Origin of the sequence: Micromonospora profundi (assembly GCF_011927785.1) — a bacterium.
Lineage (GTDB): Bacteria > Actinomycetota > Actinomycetes > Mycobacteriales > Micromonosporaceae > Micromonospora > Micromonospora profundi.
Genome location: NZ_JAATJK010000001.1, coordinates 4,395,532 through 4,419,157, shown reverse-complemented (window position 1 = coordinate 4,419,157; position 23,626 = coordinate 4,395,532). Strand labels below are relative to the sequence as shown.

At 72.0% G+C, this 23,626-nt stretch carries 19 protein-coding genes; 16 read left to right on the top strand and 3 right to left on the bottom strand.

Annotation, left to right across the window (positions count from 1 at the left end; translation table 11 throughout):
• Window positions 1–403: 403 nt before the first annotated feature.
• Window positions 404–4,981: an ATP-dependent helicase gene (locus F4558_RS19405; protein ID WP_231640067.1), complete on the bottom strand. Its 4,578-nt coding sequence runs from the start codon at window positions 4,979–4,981 to the stop codon at window positions 404–406.
• A gap of 176 nt (window positions 4,982–5,157) precedes the next feature.
• On the opposite strand from F4558_RS19405, the gene F4558_RS19400 reads away from it, so the two are divergent.
• From F4558_RS19400 to F4558_RS19355, 10 genes are all read left to right on the top strand, one after another.
• Entirely contained in the window at window positions 5,158–5,544 is a 387-nt protein-coding gene (locus tag F4558_RS19400; RefSeq protein ID WP_053656353.1) for a hypothetical protein, read from the top strand.
• Window positions 5,545–5,736: 192 nt separating this feature from the next.
• The gene (locus F4558_RS19395; protein ID WP_053656351.1) at window positions 5,737–8,571 is read left to right on the top strand and encodes a Na+/H+ antiporter subunit A; all 2,835 of its coding nucleotides are present in this window, start codon (window positions 5,737–5,739) and stop codon (window positions 8,569–8,571) included.
• Window positions 8,572–8,686: 115 nt separating this feature from the next.
• Window positions 8,687–9,166 carry a Na(+)/H(+) antiporter subunit C gene (locus F4558_RS19390; RefSeq protein ID WP_053656349.1) on the top strand — a complete coding sequence of 160 codons (480 nt, stop codon included), beginning with the start codon at window positions 8,687–8,689 and terminating at the stop codon, window positions 9,164–9,166.
• Window positions 9,166–10,671: a Na+/H+ antiporter subunit D gene (locus F4558_RS19385; protein ID WP_053656348.1), complete on the top strand. Its 1,506-nt coding sequence runs from the start codon at window positions 9,166–9,168 to the stop codon at window positions 10,669–10,671. Before F4558_RS19390 ends, F4558_RS19385 begins: the two co-directional genes overlap by 1 nt.
• Complete coding sequence (locus F4558_RS19380) at window positions 10,668–11,273, top strand: Na+/H+ antiporter subunit E (protein WP_370469143.1); 606 nt, start codon at window positions 10,668–10,670, stop codon at window positions 11,271–11,273. Before F4558_RS19385 ends, F4558_RS19380 begins: the two co-directional genes overlap by 4 nt.
• Window positions 11,270–11,533, top strand: coding sequence for an MrpF/PhaF family protein (locus tag F4558_RS19375; RefSeq protein ID WP_053656346.1), 264 nt, complete (start codon window positions 11,270–11,272; stop codon window positions 11,531–11,533). Before F4558_RS19380 ends, F4558_RS19375 begins: the two co-directional genes overlap by 4 nt.
• Entirely contained in the window at window positions 11,533–11,886 is a 354-nt protein-coding gene (gene mnhG / locus F4558_RS19370) for a monovalent cation/H(+) antiporter subunit G (protein ID WP_167947565.1), read from the top strand. Before F4558_RS19375 ends, mnhG begins: the two co-directional genes overlap by 1 nt.
• A gap of 172 nt (window positions 11,887–12,058) precedes the next feature.
• Window positions 12,059–13,414 (top strand): hemolysin family protein, encoded by a 1,356-nt coding sequence (locus tag F4558_RS19365; protein WP_053656343.1) that lies wholly within the window; start codon window positions 12,059–12,061, stop codon window positions 13,412–13,414.
• Window positions 13,411–14,475, top strand: a complete 1,065-nt coding sequence (locus F4558_RS19360) for a hemolysin family protein (protein WP_053656342.1) — start codon at window positions 13,411–13,413, stop codon at window positions 14,473–14,475. The genes F4558_RS19365 and F4558_RS19360 overlap by 4 nt, the downstream gene beginning before the upstream one ends.
• Before the next feature lie 117 nt (window positions 14,476–14,592).
• On the top strand, window positions 14,593–15,525 hold the full coding sequence (locus F4558_RS19355; protein ID WP_053656340.1) for a sporulation protein: 933 nt from the start codon (window positions 14,593–14,595) through the stop codon (window positions 15,523–15,525).
• Between the two features lie 19 nt (window positions 15,526–15,544).
• Here the strand turns inward: F4558_RS19355 and leuE are convergent, their stop codons facing one another.
• The gene (leuE, locus tag F4558_RS19350) at window positions 15,545–16,216 is read right to left on the bottom strand and encodes a leucine efflux protein LeuE (RefSeq protein ID WP_053656338.1); all 672 of its coding nucleotides are present in this window, start codon (window positions 16,214–16,216) and stop codon (window positions 15,545–15,547) included.
• A complete protein-coding gene (locus tag F4558_RS19345; RefSeq protein WP_053656336.1) occupies window positions 16,216–17,457 on the bottom strand; it encodes a bifunctional pyridoxamine 5'-phosphate oxidase family protein/GNAT family N-acetyltransferase in 1,242 nt (413 codons plus the stop codon). Before F4558_RS19345 ends, leuE begins: the two co-directional genes overlap by 1 nt.
• Before the next feature lie 34 nt (window positions 17,458–17,491).
• Here F4558_RS19345 and F4558_RS19340 point away from each other — a divergent pair, with 34 nt between their 5' ends.
• The 6 genes from F4558_RS19340 (at window position 17,492) to F4558_RS19315 (ending at window position 23,626) form a co-directional block, all read left to right on the top strand.
• Entirely contained in the window at window positions 17,492–18,832 is a 1,341-nt protein-coding gene (locus F4558_RS19340) for an aminotransferase class I/II-fold pyridoxal phosphate-dependent enzyme (protein WP_167945402.1), read from the top strand.
• Between the two features lie 326 nt (window positions 18,833–19,158).
• Window positions 19,159–19,863, top strand: coding sequence for a UdgX family uracil-DNA binding protein (locus F4558_RS19335; protein ID WP_167945400.1), 705 nt, complete (start codon window positions 19,159–19,161; stop codon window positions 19,861–19,863).
• Between the two features lie 207 nt (window positions 19,864–20,070).
• Complete coding sequence (locus F4558_RS19330) at window positions 20,071–21,483, top strand: MFS transporter (protein ID WP_209273331.1); 1,413 nt, start codon at window positions 20,071–20,073, stop codon at window positions 21,481–21,483.
• A gap of 4 nt (window positions 21,484–21,487) precedes the next feature.
• The gene (locus tag F4558_RS19325) at window positions 21,488–21,688 is read left to right on the top strand and encodes a DUF3046 domain-containing protein (RefSeq protein WP_053656329.1); all 201 of its coding nucleotides are present in this window, start codon (window positions 21,488–21,490) and stop codon (window positions 21,686–21,688) included.
• Between the two features lie 184 nt (window positions 21,689–21,872).
• Entirely contained in the window at window positions 21,873–22,919 is a 1,047-nt protein-coding gene (gene recA / locus F4558_RS19320) for a recombinase RecA (RefSeq protein WP_053656326.1), read from the top strand.
• Between the two features lie 14 nt (window positions 22,920–22,933).
• Window positions 22,934–23,626, top strand: coding sequence for a regulatory protein RecX (locus F4558_RS19315; RefSeq protein WP_053656324.1), 693 nt, complete (start codon window positions 22,934–22,936; stop codon window positions 23,624–23,626).

Here is a 23,626-nt window from a genome sequence, read left to right as displayed (position 1 = left end):
GTGCGTGGCCGTGGTGCGCGGGCGTGGTGCGTGGGCGTGGGCTTCGAACTGGAGCGGCCGGTCGGCCACTCCCCCGCCACGTCCTGGCGCCGAGGTGCGGGCGTTGAGCTGTGGTTGGTGGCCTTGGCGACCAGGTAGCCCTTTGGAGCTTGATACCTGTGAGTCATCAATATGACTCACAGGTATCAAGCTCAATTGAGTGAGGTCGGTGGTGTGTTGCGGTGCTGTGCCATCCGCACCTCCCACTGGCTGCGACGGGTCGGGCGTCCGCGATCGGGGCCCACGGCGCGGGGCGCGTGAGTGGGGCCGACGGGTCAGGCGTCCGCGATCAGGGCCCACGGCGCGGGGTGCGTGCGTGCGGTCGCGGGTCGGGCAGGTGCGTGCGGTCGCGGGGGAGTGGAGGTCAGCCGCGCAGGCGTAGGCCGCGCGGGGTGACCCGGAAACCGGCAGCGGTAAGCGCGTCCCGCAGCGGTGCGGAGTGCACGGCCTCACCGTCGGCCCGCTCCACCGATATCGCGCCCAACGCTCCGGAGTGGACGGCGTCGGCGAGCGCCTTGCCGGCCGCGGCGAGGGTGTCGGCGTCGTCGGTGAACGACAGCAGTGTCCGGCCGCCGCGTTCCACGTACAGCACCAGGTCGCCGCCGACCGTCACCACCAACGCACCCGCCTTGCGGCCGGCCCGGTGCCCGGTCGTCGGAGCGGACCCGTCGCCTGCGTCGACAACGCGTTCCGGCCAGGGCAGCGCCGCACCGTACGGGTTGGCGGGGTCGGTGGCGGCGAGCACCATCGTCGGGCCGTTCCGACCCCGGGCACCGTCGGCGGGTTCCGCGAGCGCGCGCAGCCGGTCGACCGCGCCGGGTACGGCGAACTGTGCCGCCCCGAGACCTTCGACGAAGTAGCCTCGGCGGGCCACGCCGCGCTCCTCCAGCGCCGACAGCACCGGGTAGACAGCGGCGAACCCACCGACCACCTGCTCGGCAAGCACCGCGCCACGGGTGACCACCCCGTGTCGTTCCAGCAGCACGTCGGCGAGGGCTGCGGCCCGGCGGGTCGGGTCGAGATCCCGCTCCGGCAGCCGTGACCACCGACCCGCGACTGTGGGCGGGCCGCCCCGGGTGGGCAGCGCCACCCGGCCGGGTCGCCGGTAGCGGGTGCGTGGCGCGGACGGCCGGGATCGGTGCGCCCCACCCGCGCCCAGCACCGCGCGCAGCGGGGCGAGGGTGTCGTTGGTGAGGTGGCCCGCCCAGACCAGATCCCAGATCACCCCGGTCAGTACGGCGTCGTCGGTCGAACCGACCCGATCGGCCAGCGGGCGGAAGAACAGCGCCTGCCCGTCGGCGAGCGCGTCGAGCACCGCGTCATGCAGCGGTGTGCGGGTCAGCGCCTCGTCGGGGGGCGCAAGCAGCAGCGGGGCGGCGTCGGCGTACGCCAGGGTGACCCAGCCGTCGCCGCCGGAGATGGCCCCCGAACCCGCCCAGAGCACCTCCCCGCTGGCACACAGCTCGTCGAGGTGGGCGGGGGAGTAGTCCGCGACGCGGCCGGGCAGCACGAGCCGCTCCAACGCGGACGCCGGCACCGCCGCGCCCTGCAACTGCTCCACTGTCGCGGCGAGCGCCTCCACACCCCGGGCCGACGCGCCGACCTGCTGCCAGCGGGGTAGGAAGGTGGCCAGAGCCCGGGGCGGCACCGGCTCGATCTCCCGGCGCAGCGCCGCGAGTGAGCGGCGGCGCAGCATGCGCAGCACCTCGGCGTCGCACCACTGGGCGCCTGCCGAATCCGGGGTGAACTCGCCGGAGACGACCCGACCGGTGGCGGCGAGCTGGCGTAGGACCTGCTCGACGACGAACACCCCGAGCCCGAAGCGGGCCGCGCAGCTCGCAGCGGCGAACGGCCCGTGGGTGCGGGCGTAGCGGGCCACCAGATCGCCGAGCGGGTCGGCCACCGGTGTGAGGTACGCCTCGGCCACGCCGACCGGCAACGCCACGCCGAGCGCGTCGCGCAGACGCGCGGCGTCCTCGACGCCCACCCAGCGCTGCTCACCGGCGATCCGGACGCGCAGCACCCTGCGGGCGGCCTCCAACTCGGTCAGCCACGTCTCCGGTGCGCCGCGCTCGGTCAACTCGGCGTCACTCAGGTCGCCGAGCACCCGCAGCAGCTCGACCACGTCCTCCGCGTCTCGGGGGCGGCGCTGCTCGGTGAGCCAGCGCAGCTGCCTGTCGGTTTCGGCGAGCACGGCGGGGTCCAACAGCTCACGCAGGTCGACCCGGCCGAGCAACTCGCCGAGCAGCGTGGAGTCGAGGGCGAGCGCGGCGGCACGGCGCTCGGCCAGCGGCGCGTCACCCTCGTAGAGGAACGCGCCGACGTAGCCGAAGAGCAGCGACCGTGCGAACGGGGACGGAGCGCTGGTCTCCACCTCGACAAGCCGGACCTTGCGGGCGGCCAGGTCACGCATCAGCCCGGCCAGCGCCGGCTGGTCGAAGACGTCCTGGAGGCATTCCCGGGCAGCCTCCAGGGTGACCGGGAAGTCGGCGTACTCGCGGGCGACGTCGAGGAGCTGCGCGGAACGTTGCCGCTGCTGCCAGAGCGGCTGGCGGCGGCGTGGGTCGCGGCGCGGCAGCAGCAGTGACCGGGCGGCGCACTCCCGGAAACGGGCGGCGAAGAGCGCCGAGGTGCCCACCGACTCCTCGACCAGTTGGGTGATCTCGTCGGGCTCGAACACCACCACGTCGGCGCCGGGTGGCTCGTCGGCGGTGTCCGGCAGGCGCACCACGATGCCGTCGTCGGAGGGCATCACCTGGGCGTCCACGCCGTACCGCTCGGCGAGCCGCCGGCCCACGGCGAGGGCCCACGGCCCGTTGACCCGCGCGCCGAGGACGCTGTGCACGGCCAGCCGCCAATCGCCCAGCTCGTCGCGGAACCGCTCGACGACGATGGTGCGGTCGTCGGGCAGGGAACGGGTGGCGTCCCGCTGCTCGTGCAGGTACGCCATGAGGTTGCCGGCGGCCCACTCGTCCAGCCCACCGGCGCGCAGCGCGGCCAGTGCCGCCTCGTCGCTCTGCCGGAGCAAGGTGCGCACCCGGGCGCCGATGGCCCGACCCAGCTCCACCGGCCGGCCCAGCTGGTCGCCCTTCCAGAACGGCATCCGGGCGGCCTGACCGGGGGCCGGCGAGACCAGCACCCGGTCGGGGGTGATCTCCTCGATGCGCCAGGACGACGAGCCGAGCAGGAAGACGTCGCCGACGCGCGACTCGTAGACCATCTCCTCGTCGAGCTCACCGACCCGGGCGGCCCGCTCGGCGCCCGCCAGGAAGACCCCGAACAGACCACGGTCGGGGATGGTGCCCCCGCTGGTCACGGCGAGCCGCTGCGCGCCGGGACGGCCGGTGAGCAGGTCGGCGGCGCGATCCCAGACCAGGCGGGGGCGCAGCTCGGCGAACGCGGTCGACGGGTAGCGCCCGGAGAGCATGTCCAACACGGCGTGCAGCGCGGAGTCCGGCAGCTCGGCGAAGGGCGCGGCCCGGCGGACCAGCACGGCCAGGTCGCCGACCCGCCACGGCTCCAGTGCCACCATCGCGACGATCTGCTGGGCCAGCACGTCGAGGGGATTGCGCGGGTAGTGCAGCTCCTCGATCGCACCGTCGGTCATCCGCTCGGCGACGACCGCGCAGGAGAGCAGGTCGCCGCGGTGCTTGGGAAAGACCACCCCGCGCGAGACCGCGCCCACCTGGTGCCCGGCCCGACCGACCCGTTGCAGGCCGGCGGCCACGCTGGGCGGAGCCTCGATCTGCACCACCAGGTCGACGGCACCCATGTCGATGCCCAGCTCCAGGCTGGAGGTGGCCACGACCGCCGGCAGCTGGCCGGATTTGAGGGCCTCCTCGATGTGCTTGCGTTCCTCGCGCGAGACGCTGCCGTGGTGGGCGCGGGCGATCACCGGCGACGCGCCGGTGGCCGCGCCGGATTGTGCCATCACCTCGGCCGGCAGGCGGTGCCGCAACGGGCTGGCGGGACCGCCCGACGGGGTGGCCAGCTCTTCGGCGGCCAGCTCGTTGAGCCGTGCGCAGAGGCGCTCGGCGCTGCGTCGGGAGTTGGTGAACACGATTGTGGAGCGGTGCTGCCCGATCAGGGTGAAGACCCGCTCCTCGACGGCCGGCCAGATCGAGGCGCGTCGCGGGCCGGGACCGCCGAGGTCGTCCTCGGGTGGCTGCTCCTGCTCGTCGAGGCGGGTCATGTCCTCCACCGGGACCTGCACGCTGACCTCGATGGTCTTCGGTGTGGCGGGCTGCACGACGTCGACAGGTCGGGCGCCGCCGAGGAACCGGGCGCACGCGTCGATCGGCCGGACGGTGGCTGACAGGCCGATCCGCTGTGCCGGCGCGGGCAGCAGCTCGTCGAGACGTTCCAGCGACAGGGCCAGGTGAGCGCCGCGCTTGCTGCCGGCCACCGCGTGCACCTCGTCGACGATCACCGTCTGGATGCCGCGCAGCGAATCCCGAGCAGCGGAGGTGAGCAGCAGGAACAGCGACTCGGGGGTGGTGATGAGGATGTCGGGAGGGGTGCGGGCGAACGCGCGTCGTTCGTCGGCAGGGGTGTCGCCGGTGCGCATGCCGACGGTGATGTCGGGTGGGGTGACGCCGAGGCGGGTGGCCGCCTGCCGGATGCCTGCCAGCGGGGCGCGCAGGTTGCGTTCGACGTCGACGGCGAGGGCCTTGAGCGGGCTGACGTAGAGCACCCGGCACCGCTGTCGCGCCTCGGCCGGTGCGGGCTCGCGGGCCAGCCGGTCCAGTGACCAGAGGAACGCCGCGAGCGTCTTACCGGAGCCGGTGGGTGCCACGACGAGGGCGTTGCGGCCGGCGGCGACCGACCGCCAGGCGCCGGCCTGGGCGGCGGTGGGCGCGGCGAAGGCGGCGTCGAACCAGGCGCGGGTGGCGGGACCGAACCCGTCGAGCGCCCCGCCCGTATCCACATCTGCCCCGGTCACCGATCCATCGTGCCCCGCCGGTACGACATCCACGACCGGCCCCGACGGAACGCTCCTGAGTGAGCGGTAAAAGAACCTGTTGCGCAGTTAGTACGTTAAGTCTCACTTAACTGCTTGCTTCTGAGGAGCAACATAAAGTAACTTCACCCGCAACGCGAACGGGTGGAGGCGATGGGATGGCCGGCGAGCCGCGACACGTCGAACCCAGCACTGACGTACTGATCCGCAAGGTCGACAGTCACCTCGCCACGCTGCGCGGCGGTCTGCACGGGCCCGAGCTGGCGCTCGCCGAGCGACTCGCCCGGTGCCTGCGGGAGTTGGTCGTCTCGACTGCCCAGGCCAGCGCCGCCGATCGCGGCCAGGTCCGCGTCGCCGTCCACTATTTCGTGCTGCGCCGTGAAAGCCGGGGCCGGCTGCTCTCGATGCGGTCGCTGGCCGTCGCCGAGCGGGTGGTCGGCAAGGTCGCCCGACAGCTCGGCCGAGCCGACCTCGTGGCCGAACTGCGCCCAGGTGGCACCGACCTGGACGACGCGCAACCCATCAGTAACGCCCTGATAAACTGATCTCCGGCGGCCTGCTGGTCTGTCGGTCACCGAGGGCGTCCTGGCGCGCTTCGCTGGCTGCTGACTGCCGCCGTGAGCCCGCCCGATAGGGGACGAATTATGGCAAAGGCGCGCGGGCGTCGACGGATTGGCGTCTGATCGCTGCTAGGCGCCACAGATGTACGGCGTCGGCCACCACGATCGGGAGTGCGAGTGCTGTTACTGCTCATCCTCCACCTGGTGGCTGCCCTGGCCGCGCCGGCGCTCGTCAAGTGGTGGGGTCCACGCGCCTTCTATCCGCTGGCGCTGGCACCGGCCGCCGCGTTCTGCTGGGCACTGGCCCGTACGCCCGCCGTCGCCGACGGTGGCGCGGTCGTCGAGACGTACCCGTGGATCCGGGAGCTGAAGCTCGACATCGCGCTGCGGGTCACCACCCTGTCGTGGCTGATGACGCTGCTGATCGGCGGCGTCGGCGCGCTGGTGATGGTCTACTGTGCCCGCTACTTCAAACCCGGCTCGACCGGCCTGGCGCAGTTCGCCGGGGTCCTTGTCGCCTTCGCCGGCGCGATGCTCCTGCTTGTCTTCTCCGACGACCTGCTGCTGCTCTATGTCGGCTGGGAGCTGACCACGATCTTCTCGTACCTGATGATCGGGCACAGCACCGAACGGCGGTCGAGCCGGTGGGCGGCGGCGCAGGCGCTGATCGTGACCACGCTGGGCGGCCTGGCCATGCTGGTCGGGTTCATCATGCTGGGCGAGCACGCCGGCACCTACCGCTGGTCGGAGATCTCGGCTCAACCGCTGCCCGGCGGCGCGTACCTGATCACCGCGGTGTTGCTGATCCTTGCCGGCGCACTGTCCAAGTCGGCTGTGCTGCCGTTCAGTTCCTGGCTGCCGGCGGCGATGGCGGCACCCACTCCGGTCAGCGCGTACCTGCATGCCGCCGCCATGGTCAAGGCCGGCGTCTACCTTGTCGGGCTGCTCGCGCCGATCCTCGCCATTGTCGGCCCGTGGCGGCCCGTGGCGCAGGTCGCCGGCGTGGTCACAATGCTCGTCAGCGGGTGGGCGGCCCTGCGGCAGACCGACCTGAAGTTGCTGCTGGCGTACGGAACAGTCAGTCAGCTCGGCCTGCTCATCGCGGTGACCGGCGCGGGCACCCCGGCCGCCGCGCTGGCCGGCACAGCGATGCTGCTGGCGCATGCGCTGTTCAAGGCGACGCTGTTCCTGGTCGTCGGCATCATCGACCACGGCGCCGGCACCCGCGACCTGCGGCAGTTGTCCGGGCTGCGGCGCTGGTCCCGGCCGCTGTTCGTGGTGTCGGTGCTGGCGGCGGCGTCGATGGCCGGCGTACCGCCGCTCGTCGGCTTCGTGGCCAAGGAGGCGGTGTTCGCGGCGTTCATCGACCAGCCGCTGGTCCTCGCCGGCCTGGTCGTGGGGACGATTCTCACCGTCGCGTACAGCGCCCGGTTCCTGTGGGGCGCGTTCGCCGACCGGCCGGGTGTGGAACCGGTGTCGCCGGGCCCGATCGCCGCGGCGATGCTCGTCCCGCCGACTGTGCTCGCCGGTCTCGGGTTGCTCGCCGGCCCGGCCGCCGCCGTGCTGGACGGCCTGCTGAGCCCGTACGCCGAACTGCTCGGTGAGGTCGATGCGCACCTGGTGCTCTGGCCTGGACTGACCCCGGCGCTCGGCCTGTCCGTGCTGGCGCTCGTCGGCGGCGGCCTGCTCTTCGCGGTGCGGGGGCCGCTCGCCCCGGTACTGGCCCGGCTCCGTTCGCCGATCGGCGGCAACCAGGGGTACGAGTGGGTGGTGGGCCGCTTCGACAGGCTCGCCATCGAGGTGACGGGTGCGACCCAGCGGGGTTCCCTTCCGCAGTACCTGGGCATCATCCTGGTCACCCTCGTGGTGCTGCCTGGTGGCGCGATGCTCGCAGCCGGCCCGTGGCAGACCCGGATCCCCCTCTGGGGCAACCCGCTGCAACCGGTGGTCGTGCTGGTGATCGCGGTGGCCGCGCTGCTCGCGGTCGGCGCCCGCCGGCGGCTGACCGCGATGCTGCTGGTCGGGGTGACCGGCTACGGCGCCGCGATGCTCTTCATCCTGCACGGCGCTCCCGATCTGGCTCTCACGCAGTTCCTGGTGGAGACCGCGACCATCGCTGTCTTCGTGCTGGTGCTGCGTCGCCTGCCGCCACGGTTCTCGGCCCGTCCGCTGCGCCGCAGCCGCTGGGCCCGCCGGGTGATCGGCGTGGCAGTGGGCCTGGTGGCGGGTGGGCTCGCCCTCGTCGCGGCCGGCGCCCGCCGGGCGCCGGACATCGCCGTGGCCTTCCCGGATCTGGCAGTGGCCGAGGGGTACGGCCGCAACGTGGTGAACGTGACGCTTGTCGACATCCGGGCCTGGGACACGATGGGCGAGGTGTCGGTGCTTGTGGTGGCCGCGACCGGGGTGGCCAGCCTGATCTTCGAGAAGTCCCGGACCGGGCCGCGCCCGCGTCGGCCGGGTCCGCCGGGCCGGTCGGTCCTGCCCGGGCGGCCGGTGTGGCTGCGCGGCGGCCCCACCCTGTACGCGGAGCGGCGCTCCATCGTGATGGAGGTGGTCACCCGGCTGATCTTCCACACGGTGGTGTTGTTCTCCCTGTTCCTGCTCTTCTCCGGTCACAACGCGCCGGGCGGCGGCTTCGCCGGTGGCCTGGTGGCGGGCCTCGCGCTGGTGGTCCGCTATCTGGCCGGCGGACGGTACGAGTTGACCGAGGCGGCGCCGGTGGGCGCGGGCCTGATCCTTGGCGCCGGCCTGGCAGTGGTGGTGGGCAGCGGCGTGGTGTCGATGCTCGCCGGCGGGACGTTGCTGCAGAGCGCCAAGATCGACGCCTCGCTACCGCTGATCGGCGACATCCATCTGGTGACCACGCTGTTCTTCGACATCGGCGTGTACCTCATCGTGATCGGGCTGGTGTTGGACATCCTGCGCAGCCTCGGTGCCGAGGTGGACCGGCACATCGAGGCGACCGGTACGGAAGCGGGCGGACTGGCCGTCGACAAGGGAGACCGGCCGTGAGCGCGAGGAGTGAGCCGGGTTTGCGAGCCCCGCAGTCGCGAACATCTGGTGGGTCCGTGAGCGCGAGGAGTGAGCCGGGTTTGCGAGCCCCGCAGTCGCGATCTGAGGGCGTGTCATGACGGCCGGTCAGCCTGGCCCGACGTTGGTGTTGGTGCTTGCTGTCGCGGTGCTGGTCGGCTGCGGTGTGGTCCTGCTGCTGGAGCGCAGCATGACCCGGATCCTGCTGGGCGTGATCCTGACCGGTAACGGAGTCAACCTGCTGATCCTGCTGGGCGGTCGGTCCGGTGGGGCGCCGGTGGTGGGCACGGGGCCGGTGGACGAGATGGCTGATCCACTGTCGCAGGCCATGGTGCTGACGGCGATCGTGATCACGTTCGGGCTGACGGCGTTCCTGCTCGCTGTGGCGTACCGAAGTTGGTATCTCACCGGCGACGACGAGGTGCCCGACGATCTGGAGGACCAGCAGATCATCCGCCAGGCCGAGCGCAACGAGGCGGGTGCCATCGATCACGGCGGGGAGGGTCCGGACGACGATCCGGAGCAGGTCGATCCAGAGCCGGCACGACGTCGGCTACGGCACGGGGACGAGGCGTGATGAGCAGGCTGTTGCCGCTGCCGGTGGTGGTGCCGTTGTTGGGTGCGGCGCTGACCCTCTTGCTGGCGACGCGACCCCGGATCCAGCGTGCGGTCAGTGTGCTCTGCCTGTCCGGCACGTTCCTCGTCGCGGTGGTGCTGCTGGTCGAGGCGTACCGGCACGGGCCGGTGGTGTTGGCGGTCGGCGGGTGGCCGGCGCCGGTCGGCATCGTGCTGGTCGCCGATCAGCTCGCCGCGCTGATGGTGGTGGTGTCGTCGGCGGTGACGCTGTGCGTGCTGCTGTACTCGATCGGTCAGGGCCGCAGCGAGACCGCCGAGACCACTCCCGTGGTGATCTTCCACCCGACGTACCTGGTCCTCACGGCGGGCGTGACGAACGCGTTCCTCGCCGGCGACCTGTTCAACCTGTTCGTCGGCTTCGAGATCCTGCTGGCGGCGAGCTTCGTGCTGATCACGCTGGGCGGCACCGAGACCCGGATCCGCACGGGGTCGACGTACGTTGTGGTGAGCATCCTCTCTTCGATGATCTTCCTGGCCGCTGTGGGTCTGGTCTACTCGGCCACCGGCACGCTCAACCTGGCGCAGCTCGCGCAGCGGCTCGACGATCTGCCCGACAACGTACGGCTGACGTTGCAGTTGATGTTGCTGCTCGCGTTCGCGATCAAGGCGGCGGTCTTTCCGTTGTCGGCCTGGCTGCCGGACAGCTATCCCACGGCGCCGGCTCCGGTGACAGCGGTGTTCGCGGGGTTGCTCACCAAGGTGGGCGTCTACGCGATCATCCGCACCGAGACGTTGCTCTTCCCGGACGGGCAGGTCGACAACCTGCTCATGATCGTCGCCGGGTTGACGATGGTGATCGGCATCCTGGGCGCGGTGGCGCAGTCCGACATGAAGCGGCTCCTGTCGTTCACACTGGTCAGCCACATCGGCTACATGATCTTCGGGGTGGCGTTGAGCACCACCGCCGCGCTCTCCGGTGCGATCTTCTACGTCGTGCACCACATCACGATCCAGACCACGCTGTTCCTTGTCGCCGGGCTGGTCGAGGAGCGGGCCGGCAGCACCGACCTGCGCCGGCTCGGCGGGCTGGCCCGGATGGCGCCCCTGCTCGGCGTGCTGTTCTTCGTACCGGCGATGAACCTGGCCGGTGTGCCACCATTCTCGGGCTTCCTGGGCAAACTCGGTCTGCTCCAGGCCGGGGCGGCGGCCGGTGGGGCGCTGCCCTGGACGCTTGTGGCGGCCGGGACGCTGACGAGCCTGCTCACCCTCTATGTCGCCTCGCGGGTGTGGAACATCGCGTTCTGGCGGGCGCCGCAGTTGGACACCACTGACCCTGTCGTCCGGCTGCCCACGCTGATGGTCGGTGCCACAGTCGGCCTGGTCGTGTTCGGCCTGGTGCTGACGGTGCTGGCCGGTCCGCTCTTCGACGTGACCGCCGCCTCGGCAGCCGATCTGCTCTCGCGCACTCCGTACGTGCGGGCTGTGTTCCCAGGAGGTGTGCCGTGACCGAACCGACCATGACGTCCTCGGGGTCCGCGGCGGCCGAGCCCCGGGGGCGGTTCGGGCGCTGGCGGGACCAGGCGGTGGCCCTGGGCTGGCTGGTGGTCGTCTGGTGTCTGCTGTGGGGCGAGATCAGCTGGGCCAACGTGGTCGGTGGCCTGCTGGTGGGCGGCGCGGTGCTCCTGTTCTTCCCGCTGCCGCCGGTCACCTTCGGCGGCCGGCTGCGGCCCTGGGCGTTGCTGGTGTTCGTGGGCAAGTTCGTCGTGGAGCTTGTCGTCGCGAGTATCCACGTCGCCCGGATCGCCATGCAGCCCGGCTACCGGCCTCGGGGGGCGATCATCGCCGTGCAGCTACGGGTGCCGACGGACCTCAACATCGCTCTCACCGCCGAGGCGGTCACCCTGGTGCCCGGCACTCTGGTCCTGGAGGTGGACCGGGCGGCCGCCACGCTGTACCTGCACGTGCTGGACACCCACGGCCCGGCGGACCTGGAACTCGCGCGGGAGCGCACCCTCGCTGTCGAGCAGCGGATCGTCCGGGCGGTGGGCAGCGCGGCCGAGCTGCGCCTCGTCGAGTCCGATCCCGCCGAGAAGGGAACGACCCAGTGATCCTGCTTCTGGCCGCCGTCCTCACCGCCCTGCTGTCGGTGACCGCGCTGCTCGCGCTGATCCGGCTCTACCGGGGCCCGACGTTGCTGGACCGGGTGATCGCCGCCGACATGCTGCTCGCCACAATGGTCGGCGCGGTGGGCGCGGAGGCGGCGGTCAACCGGCACGCCACCACGCTGCCCGTACTCGTGGTGCTGTCCCTGCTGGGCTTCGTCGGCTCGGTGGCGCTGGTCCGCTTCGCCGTCCGGGAGCGGGCGTGATCGGGGTGATCGCCGACTGGCTCGGCGCCGCCTGCCTGGTGGCCGGTGCGGTACTCGCGCTCGCCGCCGGGATCGGCGTGCTGCGCTTCCCGGACGCCCTGTCCCGGATGCACGCCGCCACCAAACCCCAGGTGCTCGGGGTGCTCCTGCTGCTACTCGGCATTGCGCTGCGGCTGCGGACCATGCCGGACCTCGGGATGGTCCTGCTGGTGGCGATCTTCCAGCTGGCCACCGCGCCTGTCGCGGCGCAGATGATCGGACGGGCCGCCTACCGGTCGGGGCGGCTCGACCGGAGCCTGCTCGACGCCGACGAGCTGGCTGAGCGCGGGCAGGGCGGCGGCCAGGTGGGGTGACGCCCGGCGAACCGGACGATCGGACGCCTTCGGCCCTCCCTCAGCGGAGTCCCAGCGAACGCCGATAAAATAGTCAGATGATCGACTCGTCTGCCCAGGAGGGCAGTAGTAGCCAGCCGGGTTGTGCCCGGCTTATCCCCGACCCGACGACCCCGGGAGCCCTGAGCGACCCGTGTTGATCGTCGTCGGTCTTCTTCTGATCATCGTGCTCACCGCCGCGACAGGCTATTTCGTAGCCCAGGAATTCGGCTACGTCGCCGTGGACCGCGGCAAGTTGCGCCAGCTCGCCGATGACGGCGACCAGGCTGCCGCCCGCGCTCTGACCGTCACCAGCCGGCTCTCCTTCATGCTCTCCGGCGCCCAGCTCGGCATCACCGTCACCGCCCTGCTCGTCGGTTACGTCGCCGAGCCGTACCTCGGCGGTGGCCTCGCCGAGCTGCTCGGCGTGGCCGGTGTCAGCAGGTCGGTGAGCCTGCCGCTGTCGGTGGCGCTGGCACTGGTCATCGCCACCGTCGTGCAGATGGTCCTCGGTGAGCTGGCCCCGAAGAACCTGGCCATCGCCCGGCCCGAGGTGCTGGCCCGGGCGCTGAGCCGGTCCACCCTCATCTACCTGGCCGTCGCCGGGCCGCTGATCCGGCTCTTCGACAGGGCTTCGATCCGTCTGCTCCGCAGGCTCGGCATCGAGCCGATCGAGGAGTTGCCCAGCGGCGCCACACCTGCCGATCTGGAACAGATCATCGCCGAGTCCCGGCAGGAGGGCAGCCTGGACGCCGAGATGTCCACGCTGCTCGACCGGGGGCTCGACTTCCGCGAGCTGACTGCGGGCGAGGCCATGGTGCCGCGGGTCGACGTGCACACCGTACGCGCGCACGAACCGGTGAGCCGTATCGTCGAGTTGCTGGACACCGGCCACTCCCGGTTCCCGGTGCGCGGCGCGGAGGGCGTCGACGACCTGATCGGTGTCGTCGGCATCGCCGACGTGCTCGGCGTACCCCCGGGGGAGCGGGCGACCACGCCGGTGAGCGCGGTCGCCGGTCCGCCGCTGCTGGTGCCCGAGACGTTGCCGCTGCCCACGGTGCTCGACCGGCTGCGGTCCGGGCACCGGCAGATGGCCTGTGTGGTCGACGAGTACGGCGGCTTCGCCGGCGTGATCACCTTGGAGGACATCGCCGAGGAGCTCGTCGGCCCGATCAGGGACGAGGACGACCCACCGGATCGGGCACCCGCCCGGCAGGACGACGGGTCCTGGGTGGTGCCGGCCCGCTGGCGGATCGACGAGGTCGCCGACAGCACCGGCATCGCGCTGCCCGAGGCACCGGAGTACGACACCCTGTCCGGGTTGGTGATGCGGGAGTTGGGCCGGGTGCCGGAGGTCGGTGACCGGCTGGAGATCAGCCTGGTGCCCGACGGCGCGGACGGCGAGGATCACGCCGGGGAGCCGCGGGCTCTGGTCGAGGTGCTGGCAGTGGACCGGCACGTTGCCGATTCGGTGCGGTTGCAGCTGACCGAGCCGGAGGTGACCGCGTGAGCCCCGGCATCGCGCTGCTCACCTCGGTGGTGCTGCTGGCGTTGAACGGGTTCTTCGTCGCCGCCGAGTTCGCCCTGGTGGCAAGCAAGCGGTACCGCCTGGAGCAGGCGGCGGCAAGCGGTGGCCGTGCGGCCCGAGCCGCGCTTGACGGTGTCCGCGAGTTGTCGCTGATGCTGGCCGGGGCGCAGCTGGGCATCACGCTGTGCACCCTGGGGCTTGGCGCGCTGGCCGAGCCGGCCATCGAGCACCTGGTCAGCCCGCTGCTGCACGCTGTGGGTCTGCCGGACGCCGCCAGTCACGTGATCGCCCTGGTCTTCGCGCTCGGGTTGGTCACCTTCCTGCACCTGGTGGTGGGGGAGATGGCGCCGAAGTCGTGGGCCATCACCGACGCGGAGCGTTCGGCGACGCTGCTCGCGTTGCCGTTCCGCGCGTTCGCCCGGGTGTCCCGGCCGGTGCTGTCGGTGCTGAACGCGATGGCCAACGCGATCCTGCGCCTGTTCGGGGTCGAGCAGCAGGATCAGCTTGCCCAGGTGCACGGCCCGGACGAGCTGCGGATCCTGCTGGAGCAGTCCCGCGAACACGGGCTGCTCGGCGCCGAGCAGCACGAGCTGCTCACGAGCATGCTGGAGTTGCAGGGCACGACCGTGGCGCAGGTGATGGAGTCGTTCTCGACAATGGTCACCGTCGGGCGGGAGGACCCGGCCGAGCGGATCGAGCAGGTCAGCCGCGACAGCGGCAGGTCCCGAATGGCGGTGGTGGACGCCGACGGCGACGTCTGCGGCCTGGTGCACGTCCGGGAGGCGGTGCGGGTGGTGACGAACGGCCGTGTCGCCACCGCAGGGGAGTTGATGACGCCCGCGTTCACCCTGCCCGCGACGTCCTCGGTCACCGAGGCGGTGGCTGCCATGCGCGCCCGGCAGTCCCAGCTCGCGCTGGTACGCAACGGTGGTGGGCCGTCCCGCCCGATCGGTTTCGTCGCACTTGAGGACCTGCTGGAGGAGGTCATCGGGGAGTTCGACGACGAGACCGACACGGTGCCGAGGGGACGCCGCCTGCGGTGAAACCGGAGGGGTGGTCCCTCTTCGCCGAAGTCGAGGTGACCACCCTCCGGGTCCGCGACCCTTGAGGTGACCTCGCCGTCGGCGGGGCGTACGGGGGCGTGGCCTGGTGGGGGCGCGGTGCGGCTGACGGGGGTGTCTCGGGAGTCCGGCTGGACCGGGCTGTCCGTGCAGACCACGCTGCCCAATCCGAGCACCCGTCCGGGGCTGCGCCTGCCCGGACGGGTGACACTCGCCGCCGGTCCTGACGACGTGCTGGTGCGGCACATCCGCCTCGGCCTTGTCGCCACGGTGGAGCCGAACGACCCGGAGGCCGCCCGGCGCCTGGTGCAGTTCCATCAGGCGCCGATCGCCGGGCGGTTCGTCGTACCGGCCGGCCGGCGTCGAGCTGTGGACTTCGCGTTGCCGCTGCCGTGGGAGACGCCGGTGACCACCTTCGGCGGGGTGCCGCTGCTGAGCCTGCGGATGGGGCTGCGGACCGAGGTGTCCGTCGACCCGGACCTCGACCAGGGCGCAATGGTGCCGGTGTTCGTGCATCCGGTGCCCACGCAGCAGCATGTGTTCGCGGCGATGGACACGCTTGGTTTCTCGATCCGCCAGGCCGGGTTGCAGGAGGGCGGGCTGCCCGGTGTGGAGTTCACACTGCCGCTGCACCAGCGGTGGGGTTTCTGGGTGGCTCCGCTCTACGCCGGCCCGATCACCGAGATGGAGGTGATCTTCGTGACCAACTCGGCGGGTCTGGAGGTGATCCTCTGGATGGACCGCCGGCTGGCCCTGGCGGGGATCACCCACCAGAGCATCAGCCGGTTCCGGATCTGGCACGCCGACGCCGGGCAGCGCGACTGGGTGGCGACAGTGGACGGCTGGCTGCGCCAGGCCCTCAACCGGCACGCCGCCGCGGCCGCCCACGCCGACTGGTCGGCCCGGATCGCCGGGTCACCGCATGTCAGCCGCCACCCCGACGAGCCGATCCGTCCCGGCTACGGCCTGGGCGGCACCGCCGGTGGCGCCGGCATCGGCGGCGGCGGTAGCGGTGGGGGCGACGGCACCTGACGACAGGTGCGCGGCGACGTCAGCCGGCGCTGGCGGTGGCCAGCTTGAGGCTGAAGGCGAGGAACAGCGTGGCGATCGCGGTGGTGCCGCCGGCGGCCAGTCGACGCCGCTGGCGGAACTGCGTGGCCAGGAAGGTGCCCGCGAAGATCAACGCGGTCAGGTAGAGCACGCTCGCCGCCTGGGCGATCAGCCCGAGCAGCAGGAACGACAGCGCCGGCCAGGCGTAGGTCGGGTCGACGAACTGGATGAAGAACGAGACGAAGAACAGGATCGCCTTCGGGTTCAGCAGGCTGATCACCAGCGCCTTGCGGAACGGGCTGCGCATCGCCTCCGGCTCGGCGGCGTCGATGAGCCGCGGCGTGGTCGGGTCGTTGCGGTCGCGCCAGCGCCGCCAGGCGCCGCGCAGCATCGTCAACCCGACATAGGCGAGGTACGCGGCACCGGCGTACTTGATCACCAGGAACACCGGTGGGTACGCCTTGAGCAGCGACGCCACCCCGGCGGCGGCGAGGACCATCAGCACCGTGTCGCCGACGAACACCCCTGCCGCGGCCCGGTAACCGGTGCTGACGCCCCGCTTGGCGGCGGTGGACAGCACGAAGAGGGAGTTCGGCCCGGGCAGCAGAACGATTGCCACGGTGCCCAGTACGTACGTCCAGATGTCGGTGATCCCCAGCACGCCCGTCATCATCACGCCACCGGTGCTGTTCGGCGAAGTTTTTCTCGCAGGCTGGCCTGTGCGTTCGGCCACTCGTCGATTGTCATCGCGTACTGCACGGTGTCCCGCCAGGAGCCGTCCGCGCGCTGGCGGTGCATGCGCAGCACTCCCTCGCGGGTGGCGCCGAGCCGCTCGATGGCGGCCTGCGAGCGGACGTTGCGGATGTCGGTGTGCCACGCGACCCGCACCGCGCCCAACTCGTCGAAGGCCCGGCTCAGCAGCAACAGCTTCGCCTCCGTGTTGATCCCGGTACGCCACCACGGCCGGCCGAGGAACGTGTACCCGATCGCCACAGACCGCCGTTCCGGGTCGATCTCGTAGTACGACGTGGTGCCGACCACCGCCCCGGTCACGGCGCAGCGTTGCACCCAGGGCACCCGCTCGCCCCGCTGCTGGGCGAGCAGGGCGGCGGTGACCACCTCGGCCGTACCGGCCACCGAGGTGGGCCGGGCCACGCCGAGGTGCCGCCAGACGTCGTCGTCGGCGGTGGCGGTGTGCAGCTCCTCGGCGTGCGCCAGGTCCAGCGGCTCCAGTCGGACGTGCTCACCGTGCAGCGGCACCGGGTCGTGCCAGGGTGTGCGGGCCGTCCGCAGGTACGCCGGCAGCGGGGCCGTGACCCCGACGTCCGGCTCGGGCGGGCCGGCGGTCAGCCGCAGCGGCAGCACACCGGCCCAGTGCGGCAGGTGCAGGTCGGCCTCCTCGTCGCGGACCCCGCCGGTGCGGGCGCGTACGGAGACCTCCCGCAGCGGCAACGCCAGCACGGCGGTCTCGGCCAGCTCGCGGCGGCTCGGCGGCCGGCTGTCGTTGCTACGGCCCGTACCGACCTTCTCCACAAGGGCGGTGAGCATCGCGGTCTTCTCCTGCTCGTCGGTGACGAGCCGGGCGGTGCCGTGCGCCACGACGGAGCGGTAGTTGGCACTGTGGTGGAACTGGGAGCGGCCGTAGATCAGCCCGTCGAGCACTGTCACCGCGACGCAGACGGGCAGCCCGTCGCCCCGGGCGGCGAGCAGCGGCCGACTGCCGGTCGAGCCGTGCAGGTAGAGCGTGTCGCCGATGCGGACGTGCAGGGTGGGCAGCACGCGCGGCTGGCCGTCGACGGTGAACCCGAGCGCACAGTCGTACGCCTCGTCGAGCACGGCGTGCGCGGCCGCGCTGTCGTAGCTCATGCGGTCGCGCGCACGGCTGGCGGTGGTGCGGGGGGTGGGTGCGTACATGCTCGCCCCTTTGTTCTAGTACAATCTCTTATTTGTGTCAGCACGCTATCAGTTCACCGGGGCGACAGCCGTCGCGATTTCGGCCAGCATTGAGTCGGGCATCCGTACGGGAGCGCTGCCGCCGGGTGCCGCCCTGCCGCCGGTCCGGGTGCTCGCCGCCGAACTCGGTGTCAGCCCTGCCACCGTCGCCCGCGCCTACCAGGAGCTGCGGCAGCGCGGCGTGCTCGTCACCGCCGGGCGACACGGCACCCGGGTCCGCCCCCGCCCGCCGGTCGCCGCCAGCCGCTCCGCGCTGCGCCCTACGCCGCTGCCCGGCGCCCGTGACCTGTCCCGAGGTGAACCCGACCCCCGACTGCTGCCCACTCTCGGGCCGCACCTCGCGGCACTCGCCGCCGACGCCGGCCCGCCGGTCGGCTACTCCCACTCCGGAGTGCTCCCCGAGCTGGCCGAGGCCGCCCGCGCCCGGCTGAACGCCGACGGCGTGCCGGCCTCGGAGATCACCCTCACCGGTGGCGCGCTGGACGGCATCGAACGGCTGCTCGGCGCCCACCTGCGCCCCGGTGACGCGGTGGCGGTGGAGGATCCGGGCTGGGCCAACCTGCTCGACCTGATCGCCGCCCTGGGGATGCGTCCGATCGGCGTACCGGTCGACGACGAGGGGCCACTGGCGGCCGGGGTGGCAGCCGCGCTGGCCGCCGGTGCCCGGGCGCTCGTGGTGACCAGCCGGGCGCAGAACCCGACCGGCGCCGCAGTCTCCGCCGTCCGGGCAGCGGAGCTGCGGACGCTGCTCGCCGGTCGACGGGACCTGCTGCTCATCGAGGACGACCACGCCGCCGAGCTGGCGCGCGTACCCCTGCACTCTCTTGCGGGTGCGGCAGCGAGTTGGGCGTTCGTGCGCTCGGTGAGCAAGCCCTTCGGCCCGGACCTGCGGCTGGCGGTGCTTGCCGGTGACGCGACCACAGTGGCCCGGGTGGCCGGCCGGACGCGCGTCGGCGCCGGCTGGGTGTCCACAGTGCTGCAACGGCTGGTTCTGGCGCTCTGGCGGGACCCGGCGGTCACCGAGCTGGTGCACCGGGCGGCGCAGAGCTACGAGCTGCGGCGCGACGGGCTGGTGGCCGCACTGGCGGAGCACGGCCTGACCGCGTACGGCCGCAGCGGCATCAACGTCTGGCTGCCGGTGGCGGACGAGACAAGCGCGGTGACAGTGCTGCGCGACGCCGGCTGGGTGGTGGCCCCCGGGGCCCTCTACCGGATCGCCGCCTCACCAGCAGTACGCATAACGGTGAGCCCTCTGACGACAGACGACCTGATCCCCCTGGCCGAAGCCCTGACCCAAGCCACAAACCCCACCCCACCCCCGAACTTCCCCACCTGACCCTGGCCCCACCCCATCTCTCCCGCGATCTTGCCTTTGGGTCGCTGAGATGCCCTTTATGAGGGCTTCGCCCGGGCAGGAAGTGCAAGATCGCGGGGGTTCGAGGTGGGCGGCGTGGGTATGCGGGCGCCGGAGGTGGGGGTCTTGGCTTCGAATGGGGCGCGTAAGGGAGTCTGGATCGCGGTGGCGGTGGTGGTCGTCATCATCGTCATCGTGCTGATCGCGATGGCCTCGGGTGGGGATGGCGGTGGCGGCGGGTACTGACGCGGGAGGCACGGCCAGGGCGTACCCGGCAGTCGGCGTCCAAGGGGTATATAACAGTCGCCATGGCCGAGCAGACCGGGAGCGCTCCGGGCGCCCAGCGGTTCATCCCGACCGGCGCCGACACCATCGACGAGCTGCGCACCGCTGCCGGCGGCTGTCAGGGCTGTGAGCTGTACCGGGACGCCTCGCAGACGGTCTTCGGCCGAGGTGACGAGAGCGCCCGGGTGGTGCTTGTCGGCGAGCAACCCGGCGACATGGAAGATCAGAAGGGTCTGCCCTTCGTCGGCCCCGCAGGCCGGCTGCTGCGACGCGCGGTGGACGACGCCGCGCTCGATCCCAAGCAGCTCTACCTCACCAATGCCGTGAAGCACTTCCGGTTCCAGCTGCGCGGCAAGCGGCGGATCCACCAGACGCCCGACCAGGTGCACATCACCGCCTGCCGGCCCTGGTTGGTCGCCGAGTTCGCCCGGCTGCGTCCGGAGATCGTGGTGGTGCTCGGCGCGACCGCCGCCAAGGCGCTGCTCGGGCCGTCCTTCCGGGTCACCCGGCAGCGGGGCGAACTGCTGCCCTGGCCCGAATCGGCCCAGCGCCCGGAGGACTTCCAGCGCGTGCCGGTGGACAACGCTGGAAAGCGGGCCGACGCGCCCTCGGCCCGGCTGCTGGCCACCATCCACCCGTCGGCGGTGTTGCGGGCCGACGACCAGGACAAGGCGTACGAAGGGCTTGTCGCCGACCTGACCGTCGCAGCCCGCGCCCTGCGCGGCTGACGAGGGCCGTACGGTCGGCGAAGCGACAGTGTGCTGTGGGCCAACGCCGTTGGTGAGAAGGGGACCGCGTAGCCGACCCGGCATCCGCCGGCGGATGCCGGTCGGTGTGGCCCGATACGACGAGCACCGGATCGGTCGCCGGCGAAACCGGTTTCCGCCGGTCGGCGCGGGTGCGCGAGGATGGGTCACCCGTCCCGAGGAGCGTCGATGGCCACCGACCTGACCGCGCCGCGTACCGCCCGGCCTGACGTCGCGTCGATCCAGCGGCGGACCCTGCGCCTGCTCTTCGGCACCCAGATCATCGGCGGGGTCGGGGTGACCATCGGCATCGCCGTCGGCGCGCTGCTCGCCGCCCGGATCGCCGGCACCGCCGTGGCCGGCATCGCGCAGAGCGCCGGCGTGGTCGGTGCGGCGCTGCTCGCCATCCCGGTCACCCGGATCATGGCCCGGCACGGCCGCCGACCGGGTCTGGTCGTGGCGTACGCGGTCGGTGCCGTCGGCGGTGTGCTCGTGGTGCTGGCGGCGGCCACCCGCTGGGTGCCGCTGCTGTTTCTCGGCATGCTGCTCTTCGGTGGTGGCACCGCCGCGAACCTGCAGGCCCGCTACACGGCGGTGGACCTCGCCGAGCCGACCCGGCGGGGCCGGCAGCTGTCGGTGATCATCTGGGCCACCACGATCGGCGCGGTAGCCGCCCCGAACTTCGCCGCGCTTGCCGACCGGGTCACCACAGGCTGGGGGCTGCCGCCGCTGGCCGGCCCGTTCGCGTTCAGCGCGGCGGCGTTCGTGTTGGCTGGCGGCGTACTCCTCGTGTTGCTCCGGCCCGACCCGCTGCTCACCGCGCGCCGAATCGCGGCGACCGCCGCACCGGCCGTCGCTGCGCCGACCACCACCGTGCCGACCACCGACGCACCGGCCGCCGCCGTGGTGGCGGAGGCACCGGCTGTGGGCGGCCAGGTGGGCGGTGATGCGACGCCGGCCGCCGCGCCGGTCGGGGCGCGCGTGCCGCGCGGCGCCGGGATGCGGGCGGCCTGGTCGGTGGTACGCGGGCAGCCCGCCGCCCGGCTCGGCATCGCCGCCGTGGCGGTCGGTCACCTGGTGATGGTGGCGGTGATGGCGATGACCCCGGTCCGGCTCGGTGAGTCGCACGCCGACGCGGACGTGCTGCGACTGGTCGGCATCGTGCTGAGCCTGCACATCGCGGGCATGTACGCGTTCTCGCCGATTGTGGGCTGGCTCACCGACCGGCTCGGACGGCGGGCGGTGATCCTCGGCGGGGTGGGGTTGCTGCTGGCCGCCTGCGCGGTCGCCGGAACCGCCGGGCACCACACGCCCCGGCTCTCGGTCGGGCTGGTCCTGCTCGGGCTGGGCTGGTCGGGAACGATGGTGGCCGGCTCGACGTTGCTGTCCGAGTCGGTGCCGGCCGGCGTGCGGCCGAGCGTGCAGGGGCTGTCCGACCTGACCATGGGGCTTGCCGGTGCGGGTGCGGCAGTGGCCGCCGGGTTTGTGATGCAGGTGGCCGGCTATCCGGTGCTGACCCTGCTCGCGGCGGTCGCGACAGTGCCCCTTGTGGCGCTAGCGTTGCGCCCGGTGCCGACCGGGGCATCGGACGAGGAGGGTTGATCACGTGCGGCTGACCGACTTCTGGACGCGCTTGGAAGAGGCGTTCGGGCCCGGCTACGCGGCGAGCATCGCCCGCGACCAGGTGCTGACGCAGCTCGATGGAAGGACCATCGAGCAGGCGTTGGCGTCGGGGGAACAAACGCATGTGGTGTGGCGGGCGGTCTGCGCCGCGTACCCCGACAGAGTGCCCGCGCGACTACGCTGAGCAGCCTTTTCTTCGCTTCCGCGTGTCGCTTGTCGAGTCGTACACCTGTTCGGCTATTGTCCACAGCGGGGTGCTCGTCCACAGCTCGCGGCCCGTCGGCTGGTTTTCTGTCGGACCTAGCGCCTAGCGTGTCCGCGTGACGCGAAGCTCAGCAAAGACGCCGGCGAAGGCAGGGGTGGCAACCATGGCAGCAGGGCCTGACCGGGAGAAGGCACTCGACCTTGCTCTCGCTCAGATTGACAAGCAATTCGGCAAGGGCTCGGTGATGCGGCTGGGTGACCGGCCGGTCGTCCAGACCGCAATCATTCCGACCGGCTCCATCGCGCTCGACGTTGCCCTCGGCATCGGCGGCCTGCCCCGGGGCCGGGTGGTCGAGATCTATGGTCCTGAGTCCAGCGGTAAGACCACGGTGGCGCTGCACTCGGTGGCCAGCGCGCAGCGGCTCGGCGGCATCGCCGCCTTCATCGACGCCGAGCACGCGCTCGACCCGGAGTACGCGAAGGCCCTCGGGGTCGACACCGACGCGATGCTCGTCTCCCAGCCGGACACCGGTGAGCAGGCGTTGGAAATCGCGGACATGCTGATCCGCTCCGGCGCGATCGACATCATCGTGATCGACTCGGTGGCGGCCCTGGTGCCGCGCGCCGAGATCGAGGGCGAGATGGGCGACAGCCACGTGGGCCTCCAGGCCCGGCTGATGAGCCAGGCACTGCGCAAGATCACCGGTGTGCTCAGCAACACCGGCACCACGGCGATCTTCATCAACCAGCTGCGGGAAAAGATCGGCGTCATGTTCGGCAGCCCGGAGACCACCACCGGTGGTCGGGCGCTGAAGTTCTACGCCTCGGTCCGGCTCGACGTGCGACGCATCGAGAGCCTCAAGGACGGCACCGACGTGGTCGGCAACCGTACCCGGGTCAAGGTCGTCAAGAACAAGGTGGCGGCCCCGTTCAAGCAGGCCGAGTTCGACATCATGTACGGCAAGGGCATCTCGCGCGAGGGCTCGCTGATCGACGTCGGCGTGGAGCAGGCGATCATCCGCAAGTCCGGTGCGTGGTACACGTACGACGGTGACCAGCTCGGCCAGGGCAAGGAGAAGGCCCGGGAGTTCCTGAAGGAAAACCCGGACGTCGCGGCCGAGATCGAGAAGAAGATCCTGGAGAAGCTCGGCGTCGGTGTCGGCGCGGGTGACGCCGCCGGTGGCCCGGAGCTGCCGCCGGTCGACTTCTGACCGGTCGCTGACCCATGGCAGGACGACGCGCCCGTACGGGGCGGGGCTGGGATGCCAGTCCACCCCGTACGGGCGACGCCGCCGATTCGCCGCGCCCCCGCCGGGGGCGCCGGGCGGCCGAACAGCAGGCGGACGAGCCTGCGCCCACACCGCGCGACGAGTCCGAGGTGGCCCGGGAGATTTGCCTGCGCCAGCTCGCCGTCCGGCCCCGCACCCGTGCCGAGCTGGCCGGGGCACTGGCCAAGGGGGGCATCTCCGAGCAGGTGTCGGCCGAGGTGCTCGACCGGTACGACGAGGTCGGCATCATCGACGACGCCGCCTTCGCCCGTGCCTGGGTGTCGAGCCGACACACCGGGCGTGGCCTGGCCCGGCGGGCGCTCGCCAACGAGCTGCGCCAGAAGGGCGTGGACGGCGAGGTGGCCACCGAAGCGTTGGGTGAGCTGGACGAGGAGACCGAGGCGGCGACCGCCCGCGCCCTGGTGGACCGCAAGCTGCGTACCGCCCGTGGTGAGCCCGACGCGGTCTTCCGCCGGCTGGTGGGAATGTTGGCCCGCAAGGGCTACCCGCCCGGTGTGGCGATCCGCGCGGTGAAGGACGCGCTTGCCGCGCAGAGCGCCGAGGCTGCCGAGTTCGCCGAGCAGATAGACGCCGACGCGCTCGCCGACGCCGAAGGTGAACTGGACCGCGACAACCGACCGGTCGAGTGA

Excerpts from the sequence above, each read along its gene's own strand:
- F4558_RS19400 (WP_053656353.1), top strand. The coding sequence starts at position 5,158 with ATGGCCGGCGAGCCGCGACACGTCGAACCCAGCACTGACGTACTGATC.
- F4558_RS19390 (WP_053656349.1), top strand. The coding sequence starts at position 8,687 with ATGACGGCCGGTCAGCCTGGCCCGACGTTGGTGTTGGTGCTTGCTGTC.
- F4558_RS19385 (WP_053656348.1), top strand. The coding sequence starts at position 9,166 with ATGAGCAGGCTGTTGCCGCTGCCGGTGGTGGTGCCGTTGTTGGGTGCG.
- leuE (WP_053656338.1), bottom strand. The coding sequence starts at position 16,216 with ATGATGACGGGCGTGCTGGGGATCACCGACATCTGGACGTACGTACTG.
- F4558_RS19345 (WP_053656336.1), bottom strand. The coding sequence starts at position 17,457 with ATGTACGCACCCACCCCCCGCACCACCGCCAGCCGTGCGCGCGACCGC.
- F4558_RS19335 (WP_167945400.1), top strand. The coding sequence starts at position 19,159 with ATGGCCGAGCAGACCGGGAGCGCTCCGGGCGCCCAGCGGTTCATCCCG.
- F4558_RS19330 (WP_209273331.1), top strand. The coding sequence starts at position 20,071 with ATGGCCACCGACCTGACCGCGCCGCGTACCGCCCGGCCTGACGTCGCG.
- recA (WP_053656326.1), top strand. The coding sequence starts at position 21,873 with ATGGCAGCAGGGCCTGACCGGGAGAAGGCACTCGACCTTGCTCTCGCT.
- F4558_RS19315 (WP_053656324.1), top strand. The coding sequence starts at position 22,934 with ATGGCAGGACGACGCGCCCGTACGGGGCGGGGCTGGGATGCCAGTCCA.